Below are 18,377 nucleotides of genomic sequence, written 5' to 3'. Positions count from 1 at the left end.
ATTACTTCCTAAAGTTATCTTGGTTTACTAAGAACCACTGATAGGTCTGTGTTAAGCCTTTTTCTAAGCTCACGCTATAGCGCCAACCTAAATCAGCAAGACGGCTCACATCCATTAATTTACGCGGCGTACCATCAGGTTTAGTGCTATCAAAGACCACATCACCTTCAAAGCCCACGACTTTTGCCATGGTCTCTGCCATTTCACGAATAGTGCAGTCAACACCAGTACCCACATTAATGTGAGATAACATCGGTTGAGTATTAGCTTGATATGTCTCGTTATCTAATTCCATCACATGGATAGAAGCGGCAGCCATATCATCAACAAACAAGAATTCGCGCATTGGAGTACCCGTACCCCACACGACTACTTCTTTGTCGTTATTTAACTTCGCTTCGTGGAAGCGACGCATCAAAGCCGGAATAACATGCGAGTTATCAGGGTGGAAGTTATCATTCTCACCGTATAAGTTCGTTGGCATCACACTGCGGTAATCTCGCCCGTATTGACGGTTATACGATTCACATAACTTAATACCGGCAATTTTTGCAACCGCATACGGTTCGTTAGTCGCTTCTAGCGTGCCTGTAAGCAATGCTGACTCCGTCATTGGCTGCTCAGCCAATTTAGGATAAATGCACGATGAGCCTAAAAATAGCAGGTGCTGTACATCATGCTGGTGTGCAGCATGGATGATGTTACATTCCATCATCAAGTTTTCATAAATGAACTCAGCAGGGTAAGTATTATTAGCATGAATACCTCCTACTTTTGCAGCAGCTAAGTACACTTCATCAATATGTGCTTCAGCAAAGAAATCATTGACTGCTTGTTGATTTAATAAATCGAGCTCGCTACGTGTACGCGTAATGATTTCAACGTTGTCACGCTGAGATAATTGACGAACAATCGCTGAACCCACCATACCGCGGTGGCCAGCAACAAAAATACGTTTTTTCACAACTGATACCGTCATTAGTTTTCGAGTGAAATCGCCACGTCAAAGCCATTGGCTTTAAGTAGAGCGTGTTGTTTCGCTTTATTGATGTCGTTTGCCACCATCTCAGCACACATTTCTTCTACGGTAATCTCTGGTGTCCAGCCTAGCTTCTCTTTTGCTTTGCTTGGATCGCCTAGTAAAGTCTCTACTTCTGCAGGACGGAAGAACTTAGGGCTCACACGAACAATCACATCACCGACGTTAACGCTTGGTGCTTTCTCACTATCAACTGCAGTAACAGTTGCAATCTCATCCACACCCTTACCTGTGAACTCAAGCTCAATACCCGCTTCGTTTGCAGACATACGAACAAACTCACGCACAGAGATTTGCTTACCCGTTGCGATAACAAAATCATCGGCCACTTCTTGTTGTAGCATCATCCATTGCATACGTACGTAGTCTTTTGCATGACCCCAGTCACGAAGCGCATCCATATTACCTAGGTATAAGCAAGACTCTAGACCTTGAGATATATTAGCAACCGTGCGTGTAATTTTACGAGTCACGAAAGTCTCACCACGACGCGGTGATTCATGGTTAAACAAAATACCGTTACATGCATACATACCGTAAGATTCACGGTAGTTCACTGTAATCCAGTAAGCGTACATTTTAGCTACAGCATAAGGAGAGCGCGGATGAAAAGGTGTGGTTTCACGCTGAGGGATTTCTTGTACCTCACCGTAAAGCTCAGACGTCGATGCTTGGTAGAAACGGGTTTTCTTCTCAAGACCATTAATACGGATTGCTTCAAGTAAGCGAATTGTGCCCATCGCGTCAACATCAGCCGCATACTCAGGCGATTCAAAAGACACAGCTACGTGAGACATGGCACCAAGGTTGTAAATTTCATCTGGCTGGATTTCTTTTACAAGACGAATAAGATTAGAAGAATCCGTTAAATCACCATAATGCAGGTGAATATTATCATTCGTATTACAAACAGCATCCACACGCTCGGTATTAAAAGACGACGCACGACGAATTAAGCCGTGAACTTCATAACCTTTTTCTAATAACAGTTCAGCAAGGTATGAGCCATCCTGACCAGTAATACCTGTAATTAATGCTTTTTTCATCATTTATCCTTACTACTTTTTAACAACTTAATATATAAGTCACTCGGTAATATATTACTTGCAATTAATTTTATCGTATATTTTAACACCGAAGAAGAAATTGAATAATATTTATTCAAACCTCTATTGTGTTTTTCTTCAAAAATAAGAACATCTTTTATTCTAATTTTATAACTTTTCCAAGATAATGTTTGTGAGGATACGCCACCAAGTTCAAAAGTCGTTAACGAAAAAGGGATAAAGTATGTACCATATTGTTTTATAGCTCGTAATTTATAATCAGCATCTGAATTAATAACCATTTTTCGATCATATTTATTTAAACTATAAAATTGTTTAGGAAAAAGCATAGCTTGATGATTAGGTAGATTTGAATCAAACCACTTTCTTATGTACTCATCTGTAGCCCCCTCAGGGGGATAAAACCAAAAACTAGTTTCTGAATTTATCTTAGCTGGCCAAAAAATAACTTTTGGTGAAACTTTATCTATTGTATCAAACAAAACATTAACATCACCAATCCCATTGAAGTAATCTCCAGAATTAAGAAATAAAACATAATCTCCGGTACAATATTCTAAACCTTTATTCATAGCATCATATATACCATCATCTTTCTCTGATACGGTATAGGTAATAAGATCTTGATAATTATCTATGATGGAAGCAGATTCATCAGTAGACCCACCATCAATAACAACAAGCTCTAAATTAAAGCATTTTAAAAAGTTATCAATTGAAGATAACGTTCGTTCTAACCCTTTACTATCATTAAAGTTAATAGTAAGAATAGATAATTTAGGCTTCATAAATCCTTCTTATTGAGAATAGATTGATATAAAGATAAATACTGCTCAGCCACAATATCATTGTCCCATTTTGTAACAGCTTTTTCTCTACATTTTTGGCTCATGTATAATTGAAGTTCATTATCATTAATTATTTTTTTGATGCCAAAAGCTAGATCTTCAGAATTGAACGCCCTTGCTAAATAACCAGTTTTCATATGTTCAATAACATCAGGGATTCCTGCTGTTTCAAATGCAACCACAGGGCAACCACAAGACATTGCTTCTGTTGCGACTTGTGGTAGGTTTTCAATACGAGAAGGAAGAACAACTAAATCTAAAGCACTATATAGGATAGCTAATGTTATATCATCATTAATATGCCCCATAAAAGAAAATGGGAGTTTACTCTCAACAAAATTCAACGGCCGCTCTTGACCAAAAACAATACAACGTAATGGTGGCATGTTAGAATTATCTAGATTTAATAAAGCTTGTTGTAGTAAATCAAAGCCTTTGTTATAAGTTTCTCCTCCCATCCAAGAACCAAATCCAATTAACTTCTCATCAAGGGGGAAATTAAGTATACCTCTGGCTACGTGTTTATCTATAGGCTTAAAAACTTTTGTATCTATTGCATTAGGAATAACGCTAATTTCCCATCCCTTAAATAAGGAACTTTCACGAGCACATTCCGCCATCCAGTTACTTGGTGCAACAATATTGAAGGGCTTAGACCAATGTTTTTTCTTCTGTTTCCAAATAAACTTATCAAGATCCAGATATGAGTCCCCATCTTTACGGTTAGAGCTTGTATAGCCATCATAGAAACGATTATTTTGCAATTCGACAACATGTTCTGAACCACAAAAAGCCCACATATCATGAATTGTCATCACTACAGGTTTATTTATTAGAGATATATCCTTAATGGAAAGTGTCTCTCCATTAATCCAATGAAGGTTAACTATATCAGAATCATCATTATTAATATTCTTTAACATTTTACTTGGAATTAAATTTAAAGAATGGAGGGATTTATTAGAACTTCTTTGTAATTTTAACATCATTTGTCCTAACCCAGAACGAATCATATTTATAGCTAGCTCAATTTTATTTTTTTGCCCTGTAATTAGATAATTAGATGTATTTTTTACTTTTACAAACATCTTTGCATTAGCTCTTGAATTACACAAAGCTAATAGTAGTCGCTTGGCAGCTCTCGCCGCACCACCAGAAGAATCTGAATGAGATACAATCAAAACTTTCATAATAATCACACTATTTTATGTATTCATTAACATCCGTTATAGATAACAAATAAGGTGTTGGTAGATATATATTCTTCCATGATGGATAATAAGAAGCTTTAAATGTATTCATGATTGCTAATGATGATAAAAACATGCTAACAAGCAAACAGCTAAATATTATGCATTTAACCTTACCATTTATCATTTCCTTATAAAAAGAAATAATATAAAAAAAGAAAACCAAGTTAACAACAAATGTAGATCTAATGAAAAACTGAGGAATTCCACTAAAAATTAATATAGTAAAAATAAACAACGATATAAAAGAATATGCCTCTTTATCTAACCATTTTCTTTTCAAAACCAAAAATAACACCACAATAAAAAATGGGGTAATCTGCAATATTAATGAGTAGCTTTGATTAACAGTTAACCCATCAAAGATAGATTTAGAATCTAAGTATCCAAGAGAGAACAACCCCGTTTTATTTAAAATATACGTTATAGCTATTGAAGAAATATCAACAATGTAAAATGCACCTCCTGAAAACAACAAAACAAAGGAAAGTAACATCAATTTTCTTGATATTTTTATTGTATATTTATACAAAAAAATAGGAATCAAAAAAACACCAGTAACAGGGTGTATTATTAAGAAAAATGGAATTAGATAATAAAAATTTCTCTTTTCAATTATTAAAAAATAAGAATAGAGGATATATATAGATATTGCGAGAAAAAAACGTATTCCACTAGCTTCAGTTAAAAGAGGAAAAACAATAACAAACAAAATCACGAATAAAATTCTAGCTTTACCACTATAACTCTTAGCTCTTCTATACAACATTAATAAAAAACAAAATGTAGATATAAATACAGCTATTGCTGGTAAGAATTCTTTTTTCAACCCTAGATTGTATATTAAATATATAAAACCATATAAAAAAGATGATGCTGGATTATACGAAATATACCCGTATACAGTTTCTAATGTATTATTATTAACGTACCCATTATATACACTATAGTGCCTAACTAAATCATACCCTTCATATGGAACATAAGTAAACGCAAGGATAGACAAAAAAATAGAAAGTCCTATATATCCGAAAAATTTATTATTGTATATATATATAAGTGAAATGGGTAATAATAGTAAAGGAGATATTAAAAATGATAACGTAATAATTACTAACGATTTTTTTAATTTCATTAAGATTATCTTTGGAAATTTAAAAACTAGAGATATTCATAAGCTTTAAAGTTATGACTATACCTTTCTGTTTCTTTCGGTATTATCATATAATCCCCATATATTTGACTGAGATATTTATCATAATCTTTAATAGCTAAATAACTTCGATTTTCAAAAGAAATGTTTTTATAATTTTCATATAAGGATTTATCAAACAAATCTTTTTTCAAATAAAAACTACCAATACTTACTGCATATTGAGAGTTATACTTATTAGATACAATTAAACTCATCAATAATAATGACATTTCCTTAATAAAAGATAATGGATACTTAAGTTTGTTTTTTTGATAAGTCAAATAGTCAGAATACAAATAAACTCTTTTTATGAAATTTATTAATTTAAGTTTTATACCTTTAGATAAAATTCTTTTTGATAGATGATCAATAGGAAAAACATCAACATTTATACCTATATTATCAAAAAAGCTAGGACTATTTGGTTCAATTATCTTTGTATTATTCAGTGATATTTTTCCGTAAAACCTAGGAAAATAATTTTTACCATCTCCTTTTAAATGATGGCAATTATACTTTTCATTACAGTTGAAATTTTCCATTAGGTATTCATAATCATCTCTTGGCATCATGATATCAATATCATCATCCCACGGGATATATCCTTTATGTCTTATTGCACCTAATAAAGTTCCTCCTGCTAAAGAATATTTTAGATCATTTTCAATGCAATATTTATGAATATCGTCAAGTATTTCTAGCTGTTTTTCTCTTAATTCAATTAAAGACAACTCGCGCATTTAATTTATACCCTTGAAGATAAAGTTAATTTAATTCCCATATTTAAATTATAATGAGGCTTCCAGCCAAGCTCTCTTAATTTATCAGTATTCAACATAACTCTTTCATAATTACAATACAGATTATTATCATCAGGTGTAACTCTTGATACTGATATATTCTTGTTACTTAGTGAAATAATCTTTTGGGCTAGTTCAAAGATTGATATATCTTCGTCTTCATTAGCAATATTATAAGCCATTTCATTTTTACCATTAAGTAATATATAAAACATCGCTGAAACAGCATCTAGTACATAACAAAATGATCTTAGAGCGCTACCATCACTTTTTAGAACTATATTTCTATCATTTATAGTATCACCAAGAAGATCAGCCATAACTCTACCATCGTTAAAACTCATTCCTGGGCCATATGAGTGCGCAATCCTCGCTATATTAAACTTTAATCCATATTGAATACTTGCACTCTTAAATATATTCTCAGACATTCTTTTACTTTCAGGATAACAAGAGCGTTTATCAAGAGGATCAAATATTCCTATATTATTCTCTTTGATAGAATTAACACCTTCTATTTTTCCATAAACTTCTCTAGTTGACGTGAATAAAATATTTTCAATATTTTTATTAGATTTAGCTAAGTTAACAATATTAAAACTACCAATCACATTTGCTTCGATTATATTCAATGGTTCTTTTTCTATAAAATATGGACTAGAATTACCAGCTGCGTGAATAATATAATCTATATTATTATTGTATGTAATTTCATCACTAATATCTTGAACAATATATTCAAGTTGTAAAGATTCCTCACCAAATCTATCTTTTAGTCTGTTGTAAGATCTTGCAAGAGCAATGATCTTTATATCGTAATTACGGTTTTTATTAAGCAATAGCAGCAGATCGATACAATTAGCAGCAAGCATACCTAATGCACCAGTAACTAATATTGTTTTGTTTCTTAGTTTCGAATAATCAACTTGAGACTGATTAACTAGGATATCAAAATCTGATTCATTCATAATTTTATCCAAAAATGGCTGTCTGTTCTTTTGCATCTACAATGGCTTTAAAAATATAAAAATCAATAGGTGTTGTAATTTTAATATTTTCAGATATACCATCAATTAAGTGAACATTAAATCCGTAATGCCTCATCAATGAGCATGAGTCAATAGCTTCAAAGTACTTGTCATCGATAGCTTTTTTGTGAGCGTAATATATATCTTTAATATAGAAACTTTGAGGTGCTTTTGCTAAACGTGACATGCTACGATCATGAACATCCATAACTTTATTATTTTTATCAACTCTGACAAAGGTCTCAACGGGAGGACATGATGTTATAGCACTACCATTATCAATTACAGATTTAATGTTCTTATTAATAATATCTTGATTAATTAATGGTCTAACGCCATCATGTATTAAAACTATTGAGTCTTCATTATAGTTTTTATGTATATAATCAATTCCATTAAATATTGACTCTTGTCCAGTTTCACCACCTGATATTACCTTAACAACTTTATTGATATTGAACCGTTCTAATAATTTTTTTAAGTAATCAATCCATTCATGTTTACAAACAATAACAATAGCGTCTACGTCGTCATTATTTTCAAAATGTTCTAAAGTATAAATTATTACTGGTTTACCATATAATTCAAGGAATTGTTTTGGTTTTGCTTTATTACCCATTCGGGTACCAACACCACCAGCAAATATTAATGAAATATTCATATTCATTCCTTAAAAATCAAATTTATTTTTTTTGAATACTACTTTATTAAATAATGCTTTTATTAGACTCTTCGAACTAGAGTAATATAATACTTTATCTTCAATTGATTTATCTTCTATTAATAATTGAAAAATATTTATTATTGGAAACTCTTTTTTATTATTTACTGGATTATTAAAACCAGTAAATTCTTCGGCTCTTTGCATTAAATCATTTCTTATTTTCAAATAATCTTTAGGATTCTCTGGAGGTAGGTTAAAATCATAAGAAAATTTTCCTTTTATAAAATCATTTAATTCAACTTTATGAGATAGATGCTCCATACCACTATATCTACCTTTAACATCACCTGTACTTTCATTTGTACCTGCACCTGTAGTGTTACCAATGTTAACTCTTAATACCGGCGTTTCAAATGCTAAACAAGGTAAAACTACATGTAAACAAGGAGAAACAACGCAATGCGCGCTCTGATATAAATCTAAAATTATTTCTGCAAGTTCTATTCTCGATTTACTATTTAAATATGGTGTTAACATTCTTGACAACGAATAAACAGGGTATTCACTATTATTTTTAATAATCTCTATGCTTTCTCCTGGCATATCAACAGCTAATATGAAATTTTCTTTTTTTATTTTTTTATTCTTTTCCAATGTTAATGTTAAACAACCAGAAAAGTATGCAGGTATACCGTTATTATTAAGAAACTCTGCAGTACCTGTATCTCGACAACCAACAGGTCCATTTTTTATTAAATAATTTTTTACTTCTCCACTCAATAAATAGTCTCTAATTTCTGGCCTAAAATACATAGATATTAATAGAGGCTCAATAGACTCTGACGGTGGGAAGTTTTTAGGCTCCCACATCCACCAAGCATTCATAATTAATTTTGTTTTTTCATCAGAAGAAAAAGAACCAACTCGCTCTCGTTGAATATAACTATCGATAGTTGGTAAAAACCTTTTTGCAGCAACGCTCTGTATATCATCACCAATGTTATATGAGGAATACTTAATCAAACCATACTTATAACTCATCACTTTTTACCACTCACTTTATATTTTTTAATCAGTTTATTTATAGCTTTTTTTTCGTTTGATTCCATTCCTAAAAAATAGATCATTATCAAACTTAAAACAACAGAAACAATAGTTGAACAGAATAACCGCTCAATACTCTCATTCATTTTTATGTGGATGAGGTATAATGATATTACAGAGGGAACTATGCATAATGTTGGAATTACGATCGCTTTTTTGACATAGTTGAAATATTTAAGACCACCTCTTATTTTTATAAAATAAATTCTGAATGTTCCTGCAATTAACTCAACAAAAATCATCACATAAAAAACAATATAATCAGGATACTTAAACTTCAGTAATACGTATGCAACTGGTAATGTCAAAAGAACAAAACCACCTACTACAATTTGATAATATTTTATATTACCTAAAGCCTGTATTGTTGTTTGTAATCCAACAGTACTCATATTTATTAGAGAAAATATTAAGATCATCTGACAGAAATAAACTGCACTGTCAGGTGTTGTTTTTAACCATAGATCCAGAACATAATGCATTTCAAAAAAAAGCGGTAATGCAGGTAAAGATAACAGCAGTAGGCCATATTTACTCGCATAAGTCGATAATAGAAGCATCCTATCTCTTTCACCTGAAGCTTCTGATTTAAGTATTTGAGGCGTAATTGCACTAATCAAATTTAATGAAAACTCTTTTAGTTTTGAGTTAACTTGATTTGCTACTCCATATGCAGCATTAGAAACTGGACCAAAAAATAGATTTAATAATACTGAAATACCACTATTCCTTAATGTTCCTGCAGCCGCACCAAACGAATTCCATTTGTTATAATAAAAAAGTTCTTTAAAAATCAACTTATCAATTGAAAAATTAATTTTTCTACAATATTTATAATTTATATAAACGAATGTAAACCTAACACATTGCATTATTACAGCTAATAGAGCCATGAATAAAGAATATATCTCTAATTTATTACCATCCGTATAATTAATTAAAAATGCAATCGCTAGTTGACTAATAGACGTAAATATACTTATTATTGTTTCAAAATAAAAGTCTTCATTTGCGCTTATTATAGCAAGATTAACACTTCCAATAATATTTACAACCACAGTAATAACAGCCATGTAATATGCAAATTTTGCTGAATCTATTTCATTTAATGGTATATTTAGAAACCCATCAAAAAAATATTTTGATAGTAAACTCAAAAAAATTAAAAAGATCAGCGATATTAAAATTAATTGCGACAGTGCTGTATTATAAACCTTATTAATATCGAACTTTTTTGAACCAACACTATATGTTATACACCTTTGAGTTGATAAAACTATGGCACCATTAAGAAATGTAGATAAAGCAATTACATTTGATACAAGGTTGTAAATACCAAAATTCACTACCCCCAGTGAGCTTAAAACAATTCTAACAGAATATAAACTGATAACAGTTACTATAACCATCCTTATATATAAAAAAATGGTGTTATTTATAATTTTTTGTGACTTCATAACATATATGATTCAATATGTGTAATTTTAAACACGCTACCGCCCTCTAGTTTAAGGCTATTACCAGTTAGCTAAATGAATAATTTTATTTTTTTAATAATAAGTTAATTATTAAAAAGTGGTCTTATTAGCACGATAGAAGACCCAAATACAAACCCCAGAATTAGTCCAATAATAACGATCAATTTTCGGTTAGGCTTATCACGTGAAATAGGATAATCAATATTTTGTAAAAACCTTATACTTTGAAGTTTAACATTAGGATCTAATTTTATACTTTTTAATAAGCTTAAATTCGTTTCTACATCACTTAATTTAGGCTCAAATAAACTAAGATCTTTAGACTTTTCTAAAATTTTAATTTTTTCAGTTAAAGCCTCTGTTCCAAGGTTAATTTGAAAAAACTCTTGTTCATTCATATCTGCGATTGGCTTAATTACATTTGCAGATCTTGCTATATCTAAAGAATACTTTGTTCTTATCAGTTCATTAGCTAATAATTTTTTAGCATTATCTGATAGTGACATTTCTTTAGCTTTAAGCATTGCATCACTATTTTCTATTTTTGCGACTAATTTTTGTGTTAAATCTTCGCGTACTTTAACAGATATAAAATTAGAATATGCTGTTAACAGTTGATAGGACTGTTGAGCGCTTTCGGCCTGAGATCTAATATAAAATACATAGGGATCTTTTTTATCTACTTGCGACGCAGAAAATTTTGAAGCCCAGTTACTAATAAAGATATGTCTTTTGTCAGCATCAGTTGCGTTTATTTGTTTTTCCAAAATAGGCGTTTTTTCTATAAATGTTTTTTTATTATCAAAAGCATTAAACTCAGTAACAAAGTCGTTAAATAAATTCTTTTTATTAAACATTGACTTTAATTCATTTAGTTTCGCGGAATCTTTACTGTAAACAGTATAAAGATTAGAAACTTGATTACGAAAAGCTATTGAGTTTTGATATTGACTAACAGTGATAACTGCTTTCGATGTCCACCACTGCTGAGCAGTCAGTGCATAAACAATAGCACAGGCTGTGAAAACGACTGAACATACAGCTATCGTCACTTTACCTTGCCAAAGCGTTTTGACTAACTCAACTAAATCAATCTCATCACTTGGAGAGTTATTTACAGCTTGAATATCACTCATTATTTTTCCACAAACCTAAAACTAAGCCGAAACTTTTTGCCACATTTGGCACACAAGAACATAATCTGATGGAGAAAGCTCACTTTTTGCATCAGCAATGCTTCGCTCTACTTTTTCCTTCATTGCTGACAGTTGTGATTCATTTTCTAATTCACAATCAGCAGCCGCTAATGAAATATGCCCACGCAAATAACCACCAGCAAACAGCTCATCGTCTGTTGCAGTGTCTATTCCATCGTCGATAAGCTGCAATAGCCTCTCTTCGTATTCTTGAATTGTCATTTCCTACCCTATACACAACCCATTTCATTATATCGAACGTGTTATGTGAAATCCTGTTCTGTTAACTGTTTAATACCATAAAAAGCTCGAAATACATCAGATAGCATTTTTGCTCGTTCTGGAATTCCGTACTCTAAATAGGTTAGTACTTGTTCACGCACTTTAAACGTGAATGCTACCCTATCAGGCTCACAGTCACCACTCAAGTTGTCACAGCTTACTTGGAATGTAAATCCGCAACTTGCTGATAAAATCCACTCTATGGCCTGTGGTTTAATCTCTACTTTCTCGAATGCTGCTTGAACAGCTTCAGAGCGTCCATCAGGTTCATACCAATAACCATAATCCTCTAATTTGCGTCGCTCAGCACCTGCGATACACCAGTGTGCTAACTCATGCATTGCCGAGGCAAAATAGCCACGAGCAAAAATTATCTGATTATGCTGTCGCTCACTAGAAGCAGGCAGATAAATTGGCTCTTCACCGCCTAGAAGTAACTCTGTATTGAGACTGTCTAAAAATAACCCATTGAAAATAACGATTAAGTCGTTGTAATCATGTCTCATACTAATGGTAACTTCTAAAATACATAACTTATCGATTATACAATGCAGTGAATCTAAGTGCGAATATTCTTAAGGTGACAGACTATGACAAACGTCATGTTATTGTCATTTTATAAAGAGATGACAATTTTTGCTTACTTTTCAGTCAACTATTCTAATAAAAATAAGAATAGGCCACTCAAAGCATAACAAACTTAAATACTCAGCTATTAATTTAGGATGAATTAAATTCATGCATAACCATTTTCTTTTCATTAGAAGTAGATGACTATCACAAATACAATCAGTTCAATTTCTTTTTGGACGATGAATATCATGCTGCTTTCAATTTTATATATTATTGGCATTACTGCAGAAGCAATGACCGGTGCATTAGCAGCAGGTAAACGCCACATGGATTGGTTTGGGGTAATGCTGGTTGCAAGTGCTACTGCAATTGGTGGCGGCACGGTACGAGATATTTTACTCGGTCACTATCCACTAGGTTGGGTAGCTCACCCACAATATTTAGTGATCACGTGCGTTGCAGGGATTTTAACTACCTATTTTGCCCGTTGGGTAGTTCGTTTTCATAAAGTGTTTATCTTGCTCGATGCTATCGGCTTAATCGTTTTTAGTATTATTGGATGCCAAGTTGCAATGACAATGGGGCTTTCTCCAATTATTTGTGTTGTTGCGGCGGTAGTGACAGGCGTATTTGGTGGTCTGCTACGTGATATGATCACTCGCCGTAAACCTATGGTGCTACATAAAGAGCTTTATGCATCGGTCGCATTTATTGCAGGTATTATGTATTACGCCATGTCATATATAGGTATCCATCCTGATATCACCACACTCATTACTTTAATTACAGGTTTTAGTCTACGCATGGCTGCTGTCTATTTTAGCTGGAGCTTACCTGTGTTTGAGTTTAAAGAAGAAACCTTCCACTAAAGCTCAACGTATTATTGGATAAAGCAAAGCCACGCTGAATACATCAAGGCGTGGCTTTTATATATCAATTAGTTTATTTGGTTAAATCTTCGGTGTATCGGTAGCAACATCTGCGTTTTGACCACGATGACGTAATAGATGATCCATTAAAGTAATCGCTAACATGGCTTCAGCAATAGGTACCGCACGAATGCCAACACATGGATCGTGGCGACCTTTCGTCACAACTTCCGCTGATTCACCCTGCTTAGTAATGGTTTCACCCGGAACCGTAATACTTGATGTTGGCTTAAGCGCAATATGTGCCACAACATCTTGACCAGATGAAATACCCCCTAAAATGCCACCAGCATGATTAGTTTTAAAACCTTCCGGTGTCATCGCATCACGGTGTTCGCTTCCACGTTGTTCAACCACATCAAAGCCATCACCAATTTCCACACCTTTTACCGCATTAATACTCATTAAAGAGTGCGCAATATCGGCATCCAAGCGATCAAAAACGGGTTCACCTAAACCAACAGGGACATTTTGCGCAACCACGGTAATTTTCGCACCGATTGAGTCGCCTTCTTTTTTCAGCTTACGGATCAATTCATCGTAAGCTTCAACTTTATCGATATCAGGGCAGAAAAAGGCGTTTTGCTCGATTTGCTCCCAATCTACTTTATCTATTTTTACGTCACCCATTTGTGATAGGTAAGCGCGTACTTCAATGCCATGTACTTGCTTTAGGTATTTCTTTGCCACAGCACCTGCAGCAACACGCATTGCCGTTTCACGAGCAGATGAGCGACCACCGCCACGATAATCTCGTACCCCGTATTTTTGATGGTAAGTGTAATCAGCATGTCCTGGACGGAATAAGTCTTGAATATTCGAGTAATCTTTAGAGCGTTGATCGGTATTTTCAATCAAGAGACCGATAGATGTGCCCGTTGTTACACCTTCAAATACGCCAGATAGAATTTTCACTTCATCCGGTTCGCGACGTTGCGTGGTATATTTTGATGTTCCCGGACGACGGCGATCCAAGTCATGCTGCATATCAGCTTCAGTTAATGCGAGTCCCGGTGGGCAGCCATCTATAATACAGCCCAGCGCCAAGCCATGGCTTTCGCCAAATGTGGTGACGCGAAATAGTTGTCCAATCGTATTTCCTGCCATTACTTCCTCTGTGATATCTCTATGCTTACATGCATTTTTAATTTTTACTAATACAGACATAGTGCAAAGTTGTCCGATAGATTGCAAGAACAAGTGTACAAATTGCCACCAGTGCCATCTTTCCAAAACAAAAAAAGCGACAGGCTTTCACCTATCGCTTTTATTTAGCTCTTTAAATTAGAGGTTAAGCTGTTGCTAATGCTCGTTCAGCCTTCGCTTTACGTACTTTCTTAAGTGTTACCGCAACAAGAGCAGTTACGACCATACCTGATGCCATACATAGTAGGGCAAGAACTGGTTTGTTCATCGCACCCAATAATGCCACCACTGGACCACCGTGTGCTACGCTGTTGGTAATACCGAAAGAGAACGCCATCACTGCAGCAACCATACTACCTAACACGTTTGCTGGAATCACCGACAGCGGATCTTGCGCTGCAAATGGAATTGCACCTTCAGAGATACCTACTAAGCCCATTGCACCTGCCGCTTTACCGGCTTCAACTTCTGATTGCTCAAAGATATTTAACTTACGACCAAGTACTGTTGCTAAGCCCATGCCTAAAGGAGCGACTGGAATAGCACATGCCATTGCACCCATGAACTGTGTATGACCGTTTGCAATCATACCAACAGAGAACAAGAACGCGACTTTGTTAAAGGGACCGCCCATATCAAAGCCAGCCATACCACCCAGTACAATACCGAGTAATACTACGTTACCTGTGCTCATTTCAGTAAGCATGCTGTTCATGCTATCCATTAATCCAGCGATTGGCGCACCAATAACGAAGATAAATAAGCTAGCGATAAACAAGGTACCCGTAATTGGCGCAATAAGAATCGGCACTAATGGCTGCACCATCTTATGATAATTACGTGTTGCAACCCAGCGAACGAAGTAACCCACTAGCAAGCCTGCAACAATGGCACCAATAAAGCCAGTACCCGCACTTGCATCATAGAAAGAACCATTATTGGCAATCCAACCACCGATGAAACCTGGTGCTAACGCAGGACGATCACCAATCGCAAAAGCAATGTAACCCGCAAGAATTGGGATCATTAAGGTAAATGCAACAACACCAACATCGAGCACTTTTTGCCATAAACTACCCGCAGGGATCTGCATACCGGCATCTGTTGGTTGACCACCAATGGCCAGTGATAATGCGATTAACAAACCACCGGTAACTACAAACGGGATCATGTGCGATACACCGTTCATCAAATAACGATATAAGTTCGAACGGGTTTGCGCGACTTTGCTTTCGCTCAAATCAGAGGTGTCATCACCATCAGCTTCATAAGCTTTCGCTACTAATGCTTGTTGAATAAGACCTTTTGCATCTTTAATTGGCGCTTTTACGCCAGTTTTAATCAGTTTTTTACCAGCAAAGCGAGCCATATCGACTTGCTTATCACAGCTAACCACTATCGCTTCTGCACGAGCAATTTCTTCAGCTGTTGGGGAGTTTTTGACACCAATTGAGCCATTAGTTTCTACTTTTACTTCATACCCAAGCTCAGTACCGGCTTTTTCTAATGCTTCAGCGGCAAGGTAAGTATGAGCAATTCCAGCAGGACAGCCAGTCACACCAATGATCAAACCTTTCGTTTGAGCTTGCGTAACGGCTTGCTCTTTTTCTTCAAGCAATAAGGCTAAGGCTTCTTTTTCAGTCTTAGCGGCTAAGAACTTCTCAACAAAACCATCTTCAATCAACTTTGATGAAAGTTCAGCTAAGACTTCAATATGATGGTTATCGCCGTTATCAGGTGATGCGATCATGAAAAACAGTTGTGATGGTTTGCCGTCTTCTGCGCCGTATTCAATACCGGCACGGCTAACACCAATCGCTACCGCAGGCTGTGCAACGGCTGCACTTTTCGCATGAGGGATAGCGATCCCTTCTTCAAATCCTGTATTGCCTAATTCTTCACGTGCTTTTACATCAGCAATGAATTGCGTTTTATCAGCCACGCGCCCTTGCGCTGCCAATATTTCAGCCATTTCATTAAACACGTCATCTTTGGTTTTCGCCTTAAGATTAAGGTTAATTAAGCTTTCGTTGATCAAGGAAGTGATCATGTTCTATCCCCAAGAATTATTTTTATCGCCCATCACACTACGCTTGATGGATTTGAGTATGGGAATATTGTCTAGTGTTTGGCTGCTTCAAAATAGAGCATAGAAAAGGCTTTAACTGGATAAATGTAACCTTAGAACAAGGATGTGAACTATCACACATTTTACTCAAACATCAATAAACTGATAGGGTAAAGATTAAAATCTTTTTTTATCAATCAATTAAGGTTAAATTAAAGTTTAAATATATACAAAAACTTATAGCAATAAATTTTTATTAACTAGAAATAACACACATCCAACATTCCATCTCAGCCTACTTTTAGTGAAAGACTTCACACTATCAAAAACAAAAAAAGCGACAGAATATTCTGTCGCTTTAAATAAGTGCTAGGACGTTAGATCTGCTTAGTTGTAGGCGCGGGCAAAAGTACCAACACAAGTGACTTGATACTGCTCAGTATAAGCCGGAATAAACACTGACTGACCTTTCTCTATTTCAACACTATCACCATTACTATGAGTCAATGTTACAGGTGCATCAATAGCAAAAACGATTTCAGCACTATTCACCGTAAGACGAATATTGTCTACTTGCTTGTAAACACTGAACTTAAAATCAGGAACAGGGATAGCGTAATGTAAACCATTTTCTGCTTGTGTTGGGGCTAATAGCAATGAATCAAACGCCATTGGCGTAAAATAGGTGTTTGCAACGAGCTCAGGTACATCCATGTATTTTGGCGTTAAACCAGCGCGCAATACATTATCAGAGTTCGCCATGATCTCTAAACCTGTACCTTTAATGTAGGCATGTGGCGTACAGGCACTAAGGAACATCGCTTCACCCGGCTGAAGGGTTAATACATTTAGCATCAACGGCGCAAATAAACCGATATCACCAGGGTATTGCTCAGCTAACTCTAATAATAAAGCAAACAATGGCTGATCTTTATGTGCTTCACTGTAAGCCAATAATGCATTTACCGCTGAAGCTTTTTGCTCACCTTCTAGCGATAACATTGCTGTAAAGAAATCACGTAAGCCCGCTTCCGTTTGATTGGCATTAAATACTGCTACTAACTCGCCGATAGATTGAATTTCAAGTGCATTGAACTGCGCAGCAATGTCTTCAATTTGGCGGAAACCATTCATCGCTTGGTACGGTGTTAACGCAAAGACTAACTCTGGCTTGTGGTTTGGATCTTTGTAATTACGGTTCGCCGCATTACGCGCAATGCCCATTTGCTCTTCTTTCGCAAAGCCGACTTCTGCTTGCTGCTTATTTGGGTGAACCTGAATAGACAGTGCTTTTTCTGCCGCTAACACTTTAAATAAATACGGCAGCTCACCAAATTGTTGCTGGGTTTGCACACCAATGATCGCATCCGGATCCATTGCAATAAAGTCAGACAGCTTTACCGCTTTTCCCTGCCTTTCAATTTCAGAGCAGCCATTCGCATGAGCGCCCATCCATAATTCTGCTTGTGGTTTCGCTTCAGGATTTGCGATACCAAACAAAGATTCAATCGAGGTTTTACTTCCCCATGCATAATCTTGAATCACGTTATTCATTTTAAAAAACACAGGACGGTGAATTCCAGCCATATTCATTCCTAAATTTATTATCGTTGTGCATCGATGAAGATAAAATCGTATTCCACTTAGCAAATCTGAAAATAACTAAGAGGAATGCCATTTAAGCAATGCTAAATGTTACATAAGTCAAAA

General features: G+C 34.9%; 17 protein-coding genes. 1 reads left to right on the top strand and 16 read right to left on the bottom strand.

Features of this window, described 5'->3' with window-relative positions; translation table 11 throughout:
- Window position 1: 1 nt before the first annotated feature.
- The 13 genes from C9J38_RS04430 to C9J38_RS04370 all read right to left on the bottom strand — a co-directional run bounded on the left by C9J38_RS04430 (window position 2) and on the right by C9J38_RS04370 (window position 12,457).
- On the bottom strand, window positions 2-979 hold the full coding sequence (locus C9J38_RS04430) for a GDP-L-fucose synthase (protein WP_107206041.1): 978 nt from the start codon (window positions 977-979) through the stop codon (window positions 2-4).
- Window positions 979-2,085, bottom strand: coding sequence for a GDP-mannose 4,6-dehydratase (gene gmd / locus C9J38_RS04425; RefSeq protein ID WP_107206040.1), 1,107 nt, complete (start codon window positions 2,083-2,085; stop codon window positions 979-981). The genes C9J38_RS04430 and gmd overlap by 1 nt, the downstream gene beginning before the upstream one ends.
- Entirely contained in the window at window positions 2,085-2,894 is an 810-nt protein-coding gene (locus C9J38_RS04420) for a glycosyltransferase (protein WP_052957691.1), read from the bottom strand. The genes gmd and C9J38_RS04420 overlap by 1 nt, the downstream gene beginning before the upstream one ends.
- The gene (locus tag C9J38_RS04415) at window positions 2,891-4,144 is read right to left on the bottom strand and encodes a glycosyltransferase (protein WP_107206039.1); all 1,254 of its coding nucleotides are present in this window, start codon (window positions 4,142-4,144) and stop codon (window positions 2,891-2,893) included. The genes C9J38_RS04420 and C9J38_RS04415 overlap by 4 nt, the downstream gene beginning before the upstream one ends.
- Window positions 4,145-4,154: 10 nt before the next feature.
- Window positions 4,155-5,339, bottom strand: coding sequence for an EpsG family protein (locus C9J38_RS04410; protein ID WP_107206038.1), 1,185 nt, complete (start codon window positions 5,337-5,339; stop codon window positions 4,155-4,157).
- Between the two features lie 26 nt (window positions 5,340-5,365).
- Window positions 5,366-6,139, bottom strand: a complete 774-nt coding sequence (locus C9J38_RS04405) for a phosphorylcholine transferase LicD (RefSeq protein WP_107206037.1) — start codon at window positions 6,137-6,139, stop codon at window positions 5,366-5,368.
- A 5-nt stretch (window positions 6,140-6,144) separates the two neighbouring features.
- Window positions 6,145-7,167 (bottom strand): NAD-dependent epimerase/dehydratase family protein, encoded by a 1,023-nt coding sequence (locus C9J38_RS04400; RefSeq protein ID WP_158259496.1) that lies wholly within the window; start codon window positions 7,165-7,167, stop codon window positions 6,145-6,147.
- A gap of 4 nt (window positions 7,168-7,171) precedes the next feature.
- Window positions 7,172-7,888: a 2-C-methyl-D-erythritol 4-phosphate cytidylyltransferase gene (locus C9J38_RS04395; RefSeq protein ID WP_045152085.1), complete on the bottom strand. Its 717-nt coding sequence runs from the start codon at window positions 7,886-7,888 to the stop codon at window positions 7,172-7,174.
- A 9-nt stretch (window positions 7,889-7,897) separates the two neighbouring features.
- The gene (locus tag C9J38_RS04390; RefSeq protein WP_107206035.1) at window positions 7,898-8,932 is read right to left on the bottom strand and encodes a polysaccharide pyruvyl transferase family protein; all 1,035 of its coding nucleotides are present in this window, start codon (window positions 8,930-8,932) and stop codon (window positions 7,898-7,900) included.
- A complete protein-coding gene (locus C9J38_RS04385; RefSeq protein WP_107206034.1) occupies window positions 8,932-10,452 on the bottom strand; it encodes a hypothetical protein in 1,521 nt (506 codons plus the stop codon). Before C9J38_RS04385 ends, C9J38_RS04390 begins: the two co-directional genes overlap by 1 nt.
- 104 nt (window positions 10,453-10,556) lie before the next feature.
- Window positions 10,557-11,609 carry an LPS O-antigen chain length determinant protein WzzB gene (locus C9J38_RS04380; protein ID WP_107206033.1) on the bottom strand — a complete coding sequence of 351 codons (1,053 nt, stop codon included), beginning with the start codon at window positions 11,607-11,609 and terminating at the stop codon, window positions 10,557-10,559.
- 21 nt (window positions 11,610-11,630) lie between these two features.
- On the bottom strand, window positions 11,631-11,891 hold the full coding sequence (locus C9J38_RS04375; RefSeq protein ID WP_107206032.1) for a YfcL family protein: 261 nt from the start codon (window positions 11,889-11,891) through the stop codon (window positions 11,631-11,633).
- A gap of 41 nt (window positions 11,892-11,932) precedes the next feature.
- The gene (locus C9J38_RS04370) at window positions 11,933-12,457 is read right to left on the bottom strand and encodes an elongation factor P hydroxylase (protein ID WP_107206031.1); all 525 of its coding nucleotides are present in this window, start codon (window positions 12,455-12,457) and stop codon (window positions 11,933-11,935) included.
- Between the two features lie 315 nt (window positions 12,458-12,772).
- Here C9J38_RS04370 and C9J38_RS04365 point away from each other — a divergent pair, with 315 nt between their 5' ends.
- Window positions 12,773-13,393 carry a trimeric intracellular cation channel family protein gene (locus C9J38_RS04365; RefSeq protein ID WP_107206460.1) on the top strand — a complete coding sequence of 207 codons (621 nt, stop codon included), beginning with the start codon at window positions 12,773-12,775 and terminating at the stop codon, window positions 13,391-13,393.
- Window positions 13,394-13,474: 81 nt separating this feature from the next.
- Here C9J38_RS04365 and aroC read toward each other — a convergent pair whose 3' ends face one another.
- The 3 genes from aroC to manA all read right to left on the bottom strand — a co-directional run bounded on the left by aroC (window position 13,475) and on the right by manA (window position 18,254).
- The gene (gene aroC / locus C9J38_RS04360; protein ID WP_107206030.1) at window positions 13,475-14,560 is read right to left on the bottom strand and encodes a chorismate synthase; all 1,086 of its coding nucleotides are present in this window, start codon (window positions 14,558-14,560) and stop codon (window positions 13,475-13,477) included.
- Window positions 14,561-14,744: 184 nt separating this feature from the next.
- On the bottom strand, window positions 14,745-16,649 hold the full coding sequence (locus C9J38_RS04355) for a fructose-specific PTS transporter subunit EIIC (RefSeq protein WP_107206029.1): 1,905 nt from the start codon (window positions 16,647-16,649) through the stop codon (window positions 14,745-14,747).
- Window positions 16,650-17,054: 405 nt separating this feature from the next.
- On the bottom strand, window positions 17,055-18,254 hold the full coding sequence (gene manA, locus C9J38_RS04350; protein WP_107206028.1) for a mannose-6-phosphate isomerase, class I: 1,200 nt from the start codon (window positions 18,252-18,254) through the stop codon (window positions 17,055-17,057).
- Window positions 18,255-18,377 lie beyond the last annotated feature (123 nt).

It is taken from the genome of Photobacterium sp. GB-210 (assembly GCF_003026075.1).
Taxonomy (GTDB): Bacteria; Pseudomonadota; Gammaproteobacteria; order Enterobacterales; family Vibrionaceae; genus Photobacterium.
The sequence above is the reverse complement of the archived record's forward strand: the minus strand, read 5'-3'. Positions and strand labels throughout refer to the sequence as shown.